5 protein-coding genes and 1 pseudogene are annotated in these 15,172 nt (G+C 77.2%); 4 read left to right on the forward strand and 2 right to left on the reverse strand.

The window, feature by feature from the left end; translation table 11 throughout:
- Window positions 1-2 precede the first annotated feature (2 nt).
- The 4 genes and pseudogenes from ACZ45Q_RS30745 to ACZ45Q_RS30760 all read left to right on the forward strand — a co-directional run.
- A pseudogene (locus ACZ45Q_RS30745) lies at window positions 3-1,859 on the forward strand (condensation domain-containing protein); the annotation flags it as partial.
- Entirely contained in the window at window positions 1,856-8,230 is a 6,375-nt protein-coding gene (locus ACZ45Q_RS30750) for an amino acid adenylation domain-containing protein (protein WP_468267336.1), read from the forward strand. The pseudogene ACZ45Q_RS30745 and the gene ACZ45Q_RS30750, both read left to right, overlap by 4 nt.
- Window positions 8,227-11,385 carry an amino acid adenylation domain-containing protein gene (locus ACZ45Q_RS30755; RefSeq protein ID WP_468267338.1) on the forward strand — a complete coding sequence of 1,053 codons (3,159 nt, stop codon included), beginning with the start codon at window positions 8,227-8,229 and terminating at the stop codon, window positions 11,383-11,385. The genes ACZ45Q_RS30750 and ACZ45Q_RS30755 overlap by 4 nt, the downstream gene beginning before the upstream one ends.
- A 1-nt stretch (window position 11,386) precedes the next feature.
- Window positions 11,387-12,805 carry a cation:proton antiporter gene (locus ACZ45Q_RS30760; RefSeq protein WP_468267340.1) on the forward strand — a complete coding sequence of 473 codons (1,419 nt, stop codon included), beginning with the start codon at window positions 11,387-11,389 and terminating at the stop codon, window positions 12,803-12,805.
- Here ACZ45Q_RS30760 and ACZ45Q_RS30765 read toward each other — a convergent pair.
- On the reverse strand, window positions 12,787-13,527 hold the full coding sequence (locus tag ACZ45Q_RS30765) for a 2OG-Fe dioxygenase family protein (protein ID WP_468267342.1): 741 nt from the start codon (window positions 13,525-13,527) through the stop codon (window positions 12,787-12,789). The genes ACZ45Q_RS30760 and ACZ45Q_RS30765 overlap by 19 nt on opposite strands.
- Window positions 13,528-13,566: 39 nt before the next feature.
- On the reverse strand, window positions 13,567-15,159 hold the full coding sequence (locus ACZ45Q_RS30770) for an NAD(P)-binding domain-containing protein (protein WP_468267344.1): 1,593 nt from the start codon (window positions 15,157-15,159) through the stop codon (window positions 13,567-13,569).
- Window positions 15,160-15,172: the final 13 nt, after the last annotated feature.

Below are 15,172 nucleotides of genomic sequence, written 5' to 3' on the forward strand. Positions count from 1 at the left end.
TCGTCCTCGCCGAACACCCCGACGTGCGCCGCTGCGCCGTCGCCGCCCGGCCGGGCCCGGCCGGCGAACCCGCGCTCGTCGCCTACGTGGTGGGCCGCTGCGATCCGCCCGCCCTGCGCGCCTTCCTGGCCGAGCGGCTGCCCGCCGCGATGGTCCCCGACCGCTACCTCCCGATCGCCGAGCTGCCGCTCGGGCCGAACGGCAAGCTCGACCGGCGCGCCCTGCCCGACCCCGGCCCGGCCGGTCCCGGCGAGCGGGACGGCAGCGGTGCCGCCGGTCTCGGCCCGCGGGAGCGGCGGGTCGCCCGCGTGTGGGAGGAGGCGCTCGGCCGGCCGGTCACCGACCCCGACGCCGACCTGTTCGCCCTGGGCGGCCACAGCCTGACCGCGGCCCGGATCGCGGTCGGCCTCCAGGACGAGTTCGGCGTCCGGGTCCCGCTGCGCGCCGTCTTCCGGCACCAGACCGTCCGGGCGATGGCCGCCCACCTGGCCACCGCCGCGCCCGGCGCCGCCGGACCCGCCGCCGACGCCGCCCCGCTCGACGGCCCGGTGCTGCCGCTGTCGCGGGCCCAGCGCCGGATCTGGTCCGCGGCCCGCTCCAGCACCGTGCCGACCGCCCTCAACATCAGCGACGCCCTGCGCACCGGCCGCACCCTCCACCCGGAGGCGCTGCGCGGGGCCGTCGCCGCGCTCGCCGACCGCCACGAGGTGCTGCGCAGCCGGGTCGCCGTCGTCGACGGCAGCGCGCGGCAGATCGTCCTGGACCGGCTGCCCGGCGGCCCGCCGCTGCGCGTCGTCGACCTGGACCCCCGGCACGGCGCCGACGCCCTCACCGCCGAGGTGCGCGCCGCCCAGCAGACCGTCTTCGACCTCGCCGGCGGCCCCCTGTTCGAGGTGCGGCTGCTGCGCGGCGCCCCGGGCGGCGACGTCCTCGTCGTCACCGCCCACCACATCGTGTACGACGGCGACAGCGTCGACCTCGTCGTCGCCGACCTGCTGCACGCCCACGACGAACTGGCCGCGGGCCGCACCCCCTGGCAGGACGCCCCGCCCGCACCCCAGTACCGGGAGTGGACCGCGCAGGAGGCCGCCTGGCTCACCGGTCCCGAGGCCGCCGCGGACCGCGCGTACTGGCGGCGCACGCTGGCCGGGCCGCTGCCCCGTCTCGACCTGCGCTGCGCCGCACCCCGCCCGCCCGCGCCCGCGCGCGGCGACGGCGGACTGGTCGCCCGCACGGTCGGCACCGGCCTGGTCGACGCCGCCGCGCGCACCGTGCCCGGCGCCACCCCGTTCATGGCGCTGCTCGCGGCCTGGGCACGGGTGCTGCACCGGCACAGCGGCCAGGACGAGATCGTGATCGGCAGCCCCGCCGCCCCCCGCGACCGCACCCAACTCGCCGGCGTGGTCGGCTGCTTCGTCAACGCACTGCCGCTGCGGCTCGCACCCGGCGCCGCCGCCGGCCCCGGCGCGCTCCTCGCCCAGGTCCGCGACCGGCTCCTGGAGGCCTACGAGCACGCGCGGTTCCCGTACGACATCACGGTCACCGAGCTGGTCGACCGCCCGCCGCGGGGCCGGCGCCCCGTGTACGACGCCGGGCTCAGCTGGGAGGCCTCGCAGCGGACCACCGACGGCTGGGAGTTCCTCGACATCCCGCCCGCCCGGCCGCCGCTCACCGACGACCTGCGGATCTACGCCACCGCCCGCGACGGTCGACTGCGTCTCGAACTCGTCCACGACCCGGCGCTGTTCACCCCGGACACCGCCGCCGCCCTGCTCGACGACGTCGTGGACGCCCTCGCCGAGCACGCCCGGTGGCACCCCACCAGCCACGCCGGAACAGCAGGGAGCGTACGGCCATGACCGCCCAGCCCGTGACCCCGCCCACGACCGCCGCGCCACGAGCCGCCGTGCACGCGGCGGTCACCGGACTCCGGCCCCGCCTGACCACGCCCCGCAGCCCCGGGCGGGCCGGGCGGAGCCTGCCGCTGACCGGACCGGCCCGCTCGGCCCTGGCCGCGGCGGACCGGGCGGAGCCCGCGGGCGGTGCGGACCGGCTCGCGCTGCTGGGTGCCGCGGTGGCGCTGGCCGCCGGCGCGGCCGAGGACGCCGGGCGGACCGCCGTCGTCCTCGACGGCCCCGGCGGGCCCGCCGCCGTACGCCCCGGCCCGGCCGCCGCGCACACCGTCGGCGGCCTCCTCGCCGACCTCGCCGCCGCCGTCCGGGACGCGCCCGGCGCGGGCCCCGCCGACGCGGCGGACGGCGGCGTCCGACTGCGGATCGCGCTCGACGCCGACGCCGGCCTGCTGCGGGCCGAGTTCGACACCGACAGCATCGAACCCTGGTTCGCCGAAAGCTTCCTGCGGACCGTGGACCACCTTCTGGCCCAGCTGGCCGAACCGGGCCGCCCCCTCGCGGACCTGACCCTGCTGTCGGCCGCCGACCGGAACACCGTCCACGCCTTCGGGCACGGCGGCTTCCACCCGCCGGCCACCCCCGGCACCCTCGTCGAGCGGCTGGAGCGCGGCGCCCGCGCGGGCGGCACCGGCACCGCCGTCGTCACCGCCGACGGCACCGCCCTCGGCCACGACGAGCTGCGGGCCGAGTCCCTGCGCACCGCCCGCCGACTGCACCTGGAGCACGGGGCGGGCCCCGGCACCCGCGTGGCACTGCTGACCGGCAAGGGCCGGCACGCGCTCAGCGCCCTGCTCGGCACGGTCCGCTCCGGCGCCGCCTACGTCCCGCTGGACCCGGCCCAGCCCGCGCGGCGCCTCGCCGGCATCCTCACCGACGTCGGGGCGACGGCCCTGATCGCCGAGCCCGCCCACCTCCCGCTCGCCCGTGACCTGGCGGACGCCACCGGCACCCCGCTGCTGTCCGCCGCCGAACTGGCCGCGCCCGGCGGGCCCGAGGGACCCGACCCGGCCCCGCCCCGGCCCGGGGACCCGGCGTACGTCATCCACACCTCCGGCTCCACCGGCCGGCCCAAGGGCGTCGTCGTACGGCACTCGGCCATCTGCGGCTACCTGGCCTGGAAGGGCGAGTACCACGCGCTGTCCCCGGCCACCTGCCTGCTCCAGATCCCCGCGCTGTCCTTCGACAGCTCCGTCTCCGACGTGTTCTCGGTGCTCGGCGCGGGCGGGCGGCTGGTGCTGGTCGACGGCCACCGGCGGCTGGACGGAGCCCATCTGCGCACGCTCGCCGAGCGCCACGGCGCCACCCACGTCACCCTCGTGCCGAGCCTGTACCGGAGCGTCGCCGACGCGCTCGCCGCGGCCGGCACCCTGCGCGTGGTCACCGTCGCGGGCGAGGCCATGCCGGCCGGGCTCGTCGCCCGGCACCGCCGGCTGATGCCCGGCGTACGGCTCGTCAACGAGTACGGCCCCACCGAGAACTCCGTGGGCGCCACCGCCTTCGACTACCCCGAGCACCCCCTGTACGGCACCCCCGTGGGCCGGCCCCTGAGCAACACGGCGGTGTCCGTGCTCGATGCGGCGGGGCGTCCCGTGCCGCCCGGCTTCCCCGGCGAGATCCAGCTCGCCGGTCCCGGCCTCGCCGACGGCTACCTCGGCCGGCCCGAGGCCACCGCGGCCGCCTTCGTGACCGACCCCGCCGCACCGGGCGGGCGCCGCTACCGCACCGGTGACCGCGCCTGGTGGCAGGGCGACGGCACGCTTCAGTACCTGGGACGCGCCGACGACCAGGTCAAGATCCGCGGCAACCGGGTCGAACTCGGCGACGTGGAGGCCCATCTGGCACGCGTCGAGGGCGTCACCGGCGCCGTCGCCGTGGTCGTCGGCGGGCCCGACGGGCAGCCCTCGCTCGTCGCCTGGGTCACCGGACCGGCCGCCGCCGACCCGGCGCGCGTCCGGGCCGCCGCCGCGGACACCCTGCCCGCGCCCCTGGTGCCGGACCGCATCCTGCCGCTGGACACCGTTCCGCTCACCACCAACGGCAAGGCCGACCGCCGCGCACTGGCCGACCGCGCAGCCGCGGCGGTTTCCCGGCCCGGGGCCGATTCCCGGCCCGACGCCGTTTCCCGGCCTGCGGTCGGTCCGCAGGCCGGGGCCGGTCCGCAGGTCGGGGCCGGTGCGGGGCTTGCGGTCGACTCCCCGTCCGCCGCCGACTCCGCAGCCGAGGCCGGATTCCCGCCTGCGGCCGCTTCCCGGCCCGGGGCTGATTCCCGGCCCGCGGCCGGCTCCCCGTCCGGTGCGGATCACGGTCCCTTCGCCGGTTCCTCGCCCGCGGCCGGCTCCCCGTCCGGGGCCGGCTCTTCGGCCTTCGTCGGTTCGCGGCCCGGGGCCGGGGCCGGCGCGGCGGGGCGGCAGGCGGAGGGGGAGCGGGCGCAGCAGGCGGACGGCGGTCCGGGGCCGGTGTTGGAGGAGACCGTCTCCGGGCTGTTCCGGGAGATCCTCGGAGTGGACCGGGTCGGCCCCGACGACAGCTTCTTCGGGCTCGGCGGGCACAGCCTGCTCGCCGTCGACCTGGTCGGCGCCCTCCAGGAGCGACACGGCCTGCTCCTGGAGATCGACGAACTCTTCGACGGCCCCACGGTCGCCGAGGTCTGCGCCGCGCTGCACCGCCGCGGCGCCGCCGCCGACGCCACGGCCACGGCGGACGGCTCCCCCGGCGAGGACGCCGGCGCGCCCGCCGACCACCCGCTGTCCGCCGCCCAGCGCCGGCTGTGGACCCTCGCCCGGCTCGGCGGCCCCGGCGCCACGGTCCACCACCTCACCGACGTCCTGCGCGTGGACGGCGCCCTGCACCCCGACGAGGTCGCCCGGGCCCTGGCCGACGAGGCCGCCGGCCACGAACTGCTGCGCGCCCGCTTCCTCGTGCGCGACGGCGAGCCGCGCCAGCGCTTCGTGCCCGGCGACCGGCCACCGCTGACCGTCGTACCCCTGGAGCACGACCCGAGCCCGGAGCGCGTCGCCGACACCGTGCGCAGGCTCGCCGGGCGCCACTTCGACCTGGAGCACGAGCCGCCCCTGCGGGCGGCCCTGCTGACGCTCTCGCCGACCAGCTCCGTCCTCGTCCTGACCGTCCACCACATCGTCTGCGACGGCACCTCCGCCGCCGCCCTCGTACGCCGCCTCCTGACCCGGGTCCGCGCACACCGCGAGGGCACGCCCCCGCCCCCGCCCGCCGCCGGCCGCTACACCGACCACATCGCGCGCGAGGCGGCCCGTACGGCCTCGCCCGAGGGCGCGGCGGACCGCGCGTACTGGCACGAGCGGCTGGCCGCCCCGCTGCCGTACCCCCTGCTCCCCGCCGACGGCGAGCGCGGCGCACCCGCGGGACCCGGCGGCGTGCACACCGTGCGGCTGCCCGCCGAGGCGGGGAGCCGGGTGCGCGCCCTCGCCCGGGAACTGGGCACCAGCGTCTTCACCGTGGGCCTGGCATCGCTCGGCTGGCTGCTCCAGCGGTTCACCGGAGAGCCCCGCCTGCTCGTCGGCACGCCGGTCACCGGCCGCGACCACCCGGGCGACGCCGACGTGCTGGGGCCCTACCTCAACACCGTCGTCCTCACCGCCGAGCTGCCGCCCGAGGCCGCGTTCACCGAGGCCGCGCGGCGGGTGCGGTCCGCCGTCGCCGGTGCCCTGGCGCACCGCGGGCATCCCTTCGACCGGCTCGTCGAGGAGCTGCCCGGCGCCCGCGACGGCGGGCGGACCCCGCTGTTCACCGTGATGTTCACGGTGGACGAGCCGGGCGCGGCGGGCACCGGCGAGGAGTTCGACGCGGGGCCCGGGCTCACCGTGCGGCGCGAGCCGTTCAGCGACGACGCCAGCGAGTTCGAGCTCAGCTTCCACCTGGACAACTCGGGCGACCGGCTGGCCCTCGTCGCCGAGTACGACACCGTGCTGTTCAGCGCGTCCCGCGTGCGGCGCCTGCTCGACCACTGGGCCGATCTGCTCGTCCGGGCCGCGCAGGACCCGTCCCGCAGCCTGGCCGACACCCCGCTGCCCGCCGCCGAGACGGCCGAACTGGCCCGCCTGGAGGCCGCCTCCCCGCCCCCCGGGGCCGGTACCCCGGCCCCCGGCCCCGGCCGGCTGCTGGACGCCGCCGGGCGCCCGGTCCCCGTCGGTGTGCCCGGCGAACTGCACACCGCCGAGGGGCCCACCGGGCTCGCGGCGGTGCGCCGGGAGGACGGCGGCCTCGTCCCGCGCGGCCCGGCCGGCCGCCCGGCCGCCTGGGCCGACACCGAACTGCGGCTGTGCGAACACCCCGACGTCGCCACGGCCGAGACCACCGCCCCCGGCCGGGTGCGGGTCGGGCTCCGCGCCGGCCGGTCCGTGTCCGCCGCGGCCCTGCGCGCGTTCGTACGACGGGCGCTGCCGGCCGCATGGGTCCCGGACGCCATCGAGATTGCCACGGGCACGGAGACGGGCACCGGCACCGGGACGGGCACCGCCACCGACGCGGGTACCGCCGCCGGCACGGGCGCCCTCGCCGGGACGGGCACCCCCGCGGGCACGGGCACTGCCCCCGGTGCGGGCACCGCCACCGGTGCGGGCACCGCCGCCCCGGACACCAGCAGCGGCACCGCCACCGGCCCGTACGGCGGCCCCGCGGCCGGAGGCGGACCGCGGGACGCCGCCGGCACCGTCGCGGCCGTCGGGCGGGCCGTCGCCGAGTGTCTGGGGCTGCCGGAGGCCGCCGGGCCCGACGACGACTTCTTCGAGCTGGGCGGTGCCTCCCTCGACGCCATCGCGGTCGCCGGGCGGCTGCGCGCCGCCCTGGGCACCGAGGTGTCGCCCCGGCTCGTCTTCGACCTGCGCACGCCCGCCGCCATCGCCGAGGCGCTCACCCGCGCCGCCCCGGACCCCGCCGGCCCCGGCGCCCCCCTCGGCGCCGAGGGCGACACCGGGCCGGTCGCGGGCCCGGCGGCCACCGGTCCGGTTTCCGGCCCGGACGCCGGACCGGCCCCGCTGACCGACGAGCAGCGGCAGATCTGGCGGGCGCTGCGGGACGGCGCCCCCCAGGCCGCGTTCGCCGTGCTGGAGGCGCTGCGCACCGGACCCGTCGACCCCCACGCGCTGCGCGAGGCCGTCGAGCACACGGCCGCCCGGCACGACGCGCTCAGCGGCCGCCTGGTGACCGACGGCCCGGAGCCCCGCTGGCATCCGCTGCCCGTCCCGCGGATCGCCTGGCAGGAGGAGGACCTGAGCACCCTGGCGGAGGCCGACCGGGCCACGGCGCTGCGCGACCTCGCCCAGCGGCACGCCGGCGAACCCTTCGACCTGGCGGCCGGCCTGCTCCTGCGGTGCCGTCTGGTGCGGCTCGCCGACGACGCGCACGTGCTGCTGCTGGCGGTCCACCACATCGCCGTCGACGGTCGTTCCATGGAACTGCTGGTCGGCCAGGTGGAGGAGGCCTACACCGCGTTCGCCGCCGGCCGGCGCCCCGCAGACGAGACCCCCGGCAGGCTGCGGCTGGCCGACGTGGCCCGCTGGGAGCGGACCCGGACCCCCGACGCCGCCACCCTCGACGAGTGGCGGCGGGCCCTCGCGGCCGGCCCGCCCGAGCTGCGGCTGCCGTACGACCGGCCCCGGCTGGTGCGCACCGCGCTGATCCCGGCCGAGCTGCCGTTCACGCTGCCCGCCCCCGGGGCGGCGGCCTTCGCCCGCGCCGCGGGCCTCACCCCGTTCGCCGCCGCGCTGTCCGCCCTGACCGCCGCGCTCGGGCAGGACACCGGGGGCCGGGACGAGGTGTGGCTCGCCACCGTGCTCAGCACCCGCGACCGGCCCGGGCTCGCCGACGTCGTCGGCCCGCTCACCACCACCGGCCTGCTGCGCGTCGACACCGCCGGCGCCCCCAGCCACCGGGCGCTCGCCGGACGCGTCGCCGGTGCGCTGCTGACCGCGCACACCCGGCCCGAGGCCCATCTCGCCGCCCTCGGCGATCTCGCCGAACGGGAGTACGGCATCGACCGGGCCCGGCTCGGCCAGGTCCTCGTCGTCGCCCAGGACGCGGCGCCCGCCCGGCCAGGCGGCCTGTTCACGCCCGACGGCGAGGCGGCGGCGCAGCGCCCGACCGCCACCGCCTTCGACCTCGTCTGGTCGCTGCGGGCCGGCCCCGACGACGTCGAGGGCGTCCTCACCTACAAGGCCGAACTCTTCGACCCCCGGACCGCCGCCGCCCTCGTCGACCGCTTCGGCCGCGCCCTGAACGACCTCCTGCACACCCCGGACGCCCCCTGGCGCCCGGCACCGCAGCCGGGGGAGGGAGCGTGAACGCCGACTGGTCCGAGGTGCTGCGACAACTCAACGACACCGCGGCGAAGGTGCCCGAGGGAAACCTCGCCGACCTGCTGCGCGCACGGTCGGCCCGCTGGACGGAACACCCGGCCGTGATCGGCCGCGACCGCACCCTCACCCACGCCGCCCTGCACCGCGCGGCCGACGCGCTCGCCGGGCGGCTGGCCGCGCACGGGGCGGCCCCCGGCGGCGTGGTCCGGGTCTGCCTGCCCCGCTCGGCCGAACTGGTCGTCGCGCTGCTGGCCGTACTGCGCTGCGGCGCCGCCTATCTGCCGCTCGACCCGGGCTACCCGCCGGCCCGGCTCGCCCAGATCGCCGAGGACGTCCCCGGCGAACTGACCGTCACCACCCGGGACCTGGCGGGACGGGTCCCGGCCGGCCGGAACGTCCTGCTGGACCTCGACGAACTCCTCGCGGCGCGGCCCCAGTCACCGCCGGACCGCGGCCCCGCCACCGCCCGCGACCTGGCCTACGTCATCCACACCTCCGGTTCCACCGGCCGCCCCAAGGGCGTGGGCATCGAACACCACGGCCTGGTCAACCTCCTCGCGGCGACGGCCGAACCGTTCGGGCTCGGGCCGGGGCGCCGTGTCCTGCAGTTCTCCGGCCCGGGCTTCGACGTGTCGGTGTGGGAGATCTTCGCCGCCCTGTGGGCGGGCGCCGCCGTCGTCCCCTTCGACGCGCCGGTCGCCTCCGCCGAGGCACTGGCCGGCCTGGTCCGCGACCGCGAGGCGGACACCGTCTTCCTGCTCGCCGCGCTCCTCGCCCAGCTGGACCCCGCCGACTTCCCCGGCGTGCGCACCGTGGTGACCGGCGGTGAGGCGTTCTGCCAGGCACTCGTGGACCGCTGGGCCGTGACCGGCACCCGCGAGCTGTACTACGTGTACGGGCCGACCGAGGCCACCGTCTTCCAGTCCTGGCACCGCTGCCCGCCCGGCACCCCGGGCGAACCGCCCACCGTGGGGCGGCCCATGGCCAACCTGCGGTACCACGTGCGCGACGACCAGGGCCGGCCCGTGGGACCCGGCGTGGTGGGCGAGCTGTACATCGGCGGCGCGGGCGTCGGCCGCGGCTACGTGGGCCGGCCGGAGCTGGACGCGGAGCGCTTCGTCGCCGACCCCGGCGACCCGCGCCCCGGCGCCCGCCTCTACCGCACCGGCGACCTCGTCAGCCACCGTCCCGACGGCACGCTCGACTTCCGCGGCCGGGCCGACCGGCAGGTCAAGATCCGCGGCTTCCGCATCGAACCGGGGGAGGTGGAGGCCGCCCTGGCCGCGCTGCCGGGGATCGCCGCCGCGGCCGTCGTGGTACCGGACGGCACCCCCGAACCGCTGCTGGTGGCCCACGTCGTGACCCGCGGCGCGGGCCTGCCCGGCGACTGGCGCGACCGGCTGGCCCAGCGGCTGCCGTACTACATGGTGCCCGCGGCCGTCGCCGTCTGCGACCGGTTGCCCGAGACGCCCAACGGCAAGATCGACCGTCGGGAACTGGCCCGCCGCGGCCTGGCCGGGGCACCCCCGGCCACGGCCGGGGCGGCGGCCGAAGCGGCGGCCGGCGCGGCCCTGAGGCCGGCGCTGCGCGAGCTGTTCGGCGTGGCGCTCGGCCGCGGCGCCACCGACACCGACGACTTCTTCCAGCTCGGCGGCACCAGCCTCCGGGCGGCCTCGCTGGCCCAGGCCGCCACCGCCCGCCTCGGCGTCCCCGTCACCGTGCGCGACCTCTTCGAGGCGCCCACGCCCGCCGCCCTCGCCGCCCGCCTCTCCACCCGGCCCGCCGCCGAGCCGCCCACCGCGTCGCCGGCCGAGCCCGCCGCCTCCCCGGTGCAGCGGCGGCTGTGGCTCGAACAGCAGCTGCGCGGGGAGCACGACACCGCCTACCACGTGCCGCTGCTGCTGCGCTGCACCGGAACCCTCCAACCGCAGGCGCTGGCCCGGGCGGTGACCGCCCTCCAGAACCGGCACCCCGCGGTGCGCACCACGTTCGGCGAGCGGCGCGGCGAACCGGTGCCCCGGCTGCGTACCGGACCCGTCCCGCTCGCCGTCGAGACCGCCGCCGACGCCGCCGCCCGGGACGCGCTCGTGGAACGCCTGAGCCACGAGCCGTTCGACCTCGCGCGCGGCCCGCTGCTGCGCGTGACCCTGATCCGCACCCCCGGCGACTGCCATCTGCTGCTGGTCTTCCACCACACCGTCGCCGACCAGCTGTCCCTGGAGATCGCCGCCCGCGACCTGGTCGCCTGCCACGACGCCCTGGCCCAGGGCCGCCCGCTGCCCCCGCCGCCCGCCGGCGACACCCCCGACCCCCGTCCGAGCGGCCGGGAACTCGCCTACTGGGCGGGTGAGCTGATGCCGTTCCCGGAGCCGGTGCCGCTGCCCGTGGACCACCCGCGCACACCCGGACCCGGCCGCCGCACCGCCGTCCACCGCGAACGCCTGGGGACGCACACCACCGAGGCCCTCGAGGAGCTGGCACGGTCCCGGCGCACCTCCCTGTTCACCCCGCTCGCCGGCGCCGTCGCCCTCGCCCTGCACACCGCCACCGGCGCGGCGGACGTCTGCCTGGGCACCGCCGTCAGCCACCGCACCGGCGGCACCATCGGCTGCCGCGTCAACACCGTCGCCCTGCGCACCCCGGTCCGCCCCGGACTGACCTGCGGGCAGCTGCTGGACGGCCTCGCCGACCGGGTCGTCGGCGCCCTCGAACACGCCGCGCTGCCCTTCGACGAGGTCGTGCGCGCCCTGGACCCGCCGCGCAGGCCCGGCCGCGGACCGTTCTTCGACGTCTGGGTCACCCTCTGGGACGAGATCGACGTCACCGGTGGGCTCCGGCTGACCGGCGGCCCCGTGCCGCTGCGCGACGGACTGTTCGACCTGTCCTTCCAGTTCGCCCGGGACCGGCACGGCACGTGCCTGACCCTCCAGTACGACCGGGACCTGTACGAGCCCGCCACCGCGGCCGAGCTGTCCCGCAGGGTGCTGCGGCACGCCGCCGCGCTCGCCCGTACCCGCCCCGGCGAACCGCTTCCCCTCGGCTCCGTCCCCCCGCACGCCCCCGCCCGGCCCGCTCCGCCCGTCCTCGCGGGCTTCACCGGCTTCGACTGGAGCGTCGCCACCGACCGCGAAGGCTCGTGAGATGCCCACCAACAACGAACTGACCATGCTGTTCTTCCTCCAGCTGGCCGCCGTCCTCGCCGTGTGCCGGATCGCCGGACTGCTGCTGCGCCGCCTGGGCCAGCCCCAGGTCGTCGCCGACATGGTGGCGGGCTTCCTGCTCGGACCCACCCTGCTCGGGCACGTCTTCCCCGCCCTCTTCGACGACCTCTTCCCGCGGGTGCTGACCGTGCCCGGCACCGGCACCGACATCCAGCACCCCGCGCTCGCCACGCTCTTCGTCGCGGGCCAGCTCGGACTGGTCCTCTACATGTTCGTGGTCGGCCTGAAGTTCGACCACTCCATCCTGGCCGGGCACGTCCGCCAGTCCGCCGTCGCCTCCGCGGCCGGTGTGCTCGCGCCGATCGCGGCCGGCGGAGCGCTCGGCTGGTACCTGGCCGGCGGCGAGCTGTGGTTCGCCGACGGCGTAGCCGCCTGGCAGGCCGCCCTGTTCGTCGGCGCGGCCTGCGGCATCACCGCGTTCCCGATGCTGGCCCGCATCATCCACGAGCGCGGCATGACCCGCACCACGGTGGGCACGGTGGCCCTGGCCTGCGCCGCCGTCGACGACGCCGCCGCCTGGATCCTGCTCGCCGTGGTGGTCGCCGCCGCCCAGGGCGACCCGGTCGTCGCCCTGCTCGCCCTGGGCGGCAGCGCCGCGTACGTCGTCGTGCTGCTCGCCGTCAAGCGGTTGGCCGGGGACCGTCTGGCCCGCTGGAGCACGGGCCCGGGCGGGGCGCGGCCCGAGGCGCTCGGCGCGGTCGTCGTGGTGCTGCTGGTGTGCGCGACCTTCACCGAATGGGTGGGCGTCTACTCGGTGTTCGGCGCCTTCGTGCTCGGTGCCGCCATGCCGCGCGGCGCGTTCGCCGACTCCGTCGCCGGCCGCCTGGAACCCGTCACGGCCTGTGTGCTGCTGCCGCTGTTCTTCGTGTACTCCGGCCTCAACACCCGGCTGGACGTCGTCTTCGACCCGGCGGTCCTCACCACCCTGCTGCTCGTCCTCGTGGTGGCCGTCGCGGTCAAGGGCGGCGCGTGCACCCTCGCCTGGCGGGCCACCGGCAGCAGCTGGCGCGACGCCGCCTCGCTGGGCTCGCTGATGAACGCCCGGGGCCTGATGGAGCTGATCCTGCTGAACATCGGACGCGACGCGGGCCTGATCACCGTCGAGCTGTACACGGTGCTCGCGCTGATGACGATCATCACCACGCTCGCCGCGACCCCGCTGTACGAGTGGATCCAGCGCCGGGGCACCGAGGGCCCGGACGCGCCCGCACCGGCGCCCCTCCCGGAGCCGGCACCCGTGCGGGCACCGGCGTCCGGACCGGCTCCGGCGTCCGGGCGGGCGCCGGAGCCGGCGCCCGCGCCGGTGGCGGCGGCCGTGGCTCAGGCCACGCGCCGGTAGCTGGTGAGCAGCATGTCCCGGTGACCCTCGGGCCCGTCCGCCGCCGGGTCCAGCCGCACCGGCTCGGTGCCGTGCAGGATCCGGCGGTCGTCGGCGTACAGCGAGTCCATCGGGTCCGCCAGCAGCGGCTCCTCCAGGGGTGTGCCGTCGGCCGCGCAGATGATGCTGCGCCCGCCCAGCACCCGGCGCCGGTCCATCAGATGCAGCGAGATGAACTCGAAGCCGTCGCGGTGCACCCCCTCCGGTGAGGGCAGGCCGGCCTCGTCGGCCAGCGCCCGGATCCGCACCAGGTGGACGTCCACCTCCCAGTCGCACGGACCGAGCCCCCGTCCGAACTCCCGCAGGCTGCGCAGCAGCAGGGCGTGCAGGAACGGGTTGTCCCGCACCTCGGGCGGGGCCGGGGCGAAGTACCGCGGCACCCCGCCCGCGAACGGATTGACCTCGGCGCTCTGCACGTACGGACCCGGCGGCTCGGCCAGCAGCGCCCGGCGGCCCGCCGGGCGGCGGTAGCGGACATGGCGGCGGAACCGGTACGCGCCGCCGTCGGCGAGATACGCGTCCGGCTCCAGCTCCTCGTACGCGGCCCGCAGCCGGGCCAGGTCCGCCGCCCAGGCGCCGGTGTGGAAGGCGCTGCCGGGCACCGTCAGGTAGCCCCGGCGGCGCACCTCACCGGCGATGTCGGCATCCACGCCCAGGTCCGCGGACCGGCCTTGGTCGATCACAGGCTGCACGGTGTTCCCCTTCTCCCGGCGCCCGGCCCGTCAGCGCAGGCGCTCCAGCATGCGGCCGACCGCCTCCCGGGCCGGCTTGAGGTACATCTCCTTGTCCCACTCGTTCTCCAGGTCCTCCGGGATGTGGTGGGTGTCGAGCAGTTCGCCGCCGCGGTACAGGCGCAGGACGGGGTGGATGAACTGGCTGGTCGAACCGTCCGCCGGGTCGCGCTCCACGTCGAAGGGGTCCGCGCCGGGCGGCAGCTTGCCGTACTCCAGCGTCATGACCAGCAGCGGGCGGTCCGCCGCCCAGGGCGCCTCCAGGGCGAACTCCACGGGCACGTCCGTCCGCGCCGACGCGGTGCCGTCCGGCCCGTCCAGCGCGTAGACGTCACCGAGGAAGCCCGGCAGCTGGAAGACCGACGAGGCGTCCACGGCGCGCCGGGCGATGCGCTCCACCAGGGCCTCCGGAGTGCGCTCCAGCGCCTGCCAGGGTGCCGGCTCGCCGTGGTAGCGCTCGGCGAAGTAGTCGGCGAGAAAGCGGATGTTGTAGCGGAACCCGTGGATGAAACCCGAGAAGGACCGCTTGTAGTCGCGGGCCTGCATCAGCGTCCCGGAGAAAAACAGATCGGGCACGTTGACCGATTCCCAGGCGCTGGTCAGGGCCGGAAAACGACCCTCGCGCACGGTCTGCGGAACGGCCCCCTCGCCGAATATGGAGAAGTCCGGACGGAACCCGGTGCACAGCACCACCCGGTCGACGTCGAGCGTCCACTGCTGCCCGCGTGCGTGGCTGTAGCGGAAATCGACCCGGAGCTTGCCGTCCGCCAGTTTCTCGATGGATTCCAGCGCCCCGTCGAGAATGGTGTTCTGCATCTTCAGCTGGTAGGAGTCCAGCGTGTTGTTGTAGACCGCACGGAGGTCGCTCACATGGTGCGTGGTCCAGGCCAGACGCACCGGGTGAGGACTGAGCATATGGGTCGACGCGGTGTGCTGGAAGATGTTCTCCGCGGTCTCGAACCCGGAATTGCCCTTGCCCACCACCAGCACCCGCTGACCGGCGTAGTCCGCGGGATCGGTGGAGATCTCGGTGTACTTCTCGGCGTGCTCGATGCCCGGGACGCCGGGCGGGACGAACGGCACGTGGAAGCCGGTGGCTACCACCACCCGGCGCGCCCGCCACGTGCGCCCCGCCTCGTCCCGGAGCGTGAACAGGCTCGCGCCGGACGGCTCCTGGGCGCGCGTGATCCGCTCGACGCGCGCCCCGGTGGTGACGGCGAGCCCGTGCCGCTCCCGGAAGTCGCGCAGATAGCGCACGAGGTCGTCGGCCTTCGGGAAGTAGTCCTGCGAATAACGCGTGAACACCAGTTCCGGGTCGTCGCTCAGCAGGGAGTTCCAGTCCCAGCGCAGCCGCTTGTCCGGGTCGTCGAAACCGGTGTGCACCTTGTTGTTGGAAATCAGCCGGCGGTGCCGCGGATACCGCGTGAAGAACGTGCCGACATCGTCGCCCGCCTCCAGCAGCCGGTACGAACGGCCCTGCCGGTGCAGAAAGTAGGCGAGTTGCAGACCGGCCGGTCCGCCACCCACCACCACATAGTCGAGAACGTCCTGGGACGACGACGTCGTTGCTGCCGCATCACCCATGTGAAAACCCTCC

The sequence above is a fragment of the Streptomyces sp. NPDC031049 genome, from assembly GCF_055571015.1.

What these genes read in the sequence shown, in the direction of transcription:
- ACZ45Q_RS30750 (WP_468267336.1), top strand. Translation starts at nt 1,856, where the DNA reads ATGACCGCCCAGCCCGTGACCCCGCCCACGACCGCCGCGCCACGAGCC.
- ACZ45Q_RS30760 (WP_468267340.1), top strand. Translation starts at nt 11,387, where the DNA reads ATGCCCACCAACAACGAACTGACCATGCTGTTCTTCCTCCAGCTGGCC.
- ACZ45Q_RS30770 (WP_468267344.1), bottom strand. Translation starts at nt 15,159, where the DNA reads ATGGGTGATGCGGCAGCAACGACGTCGTCGTCCCAGGACGTTCTCGAC.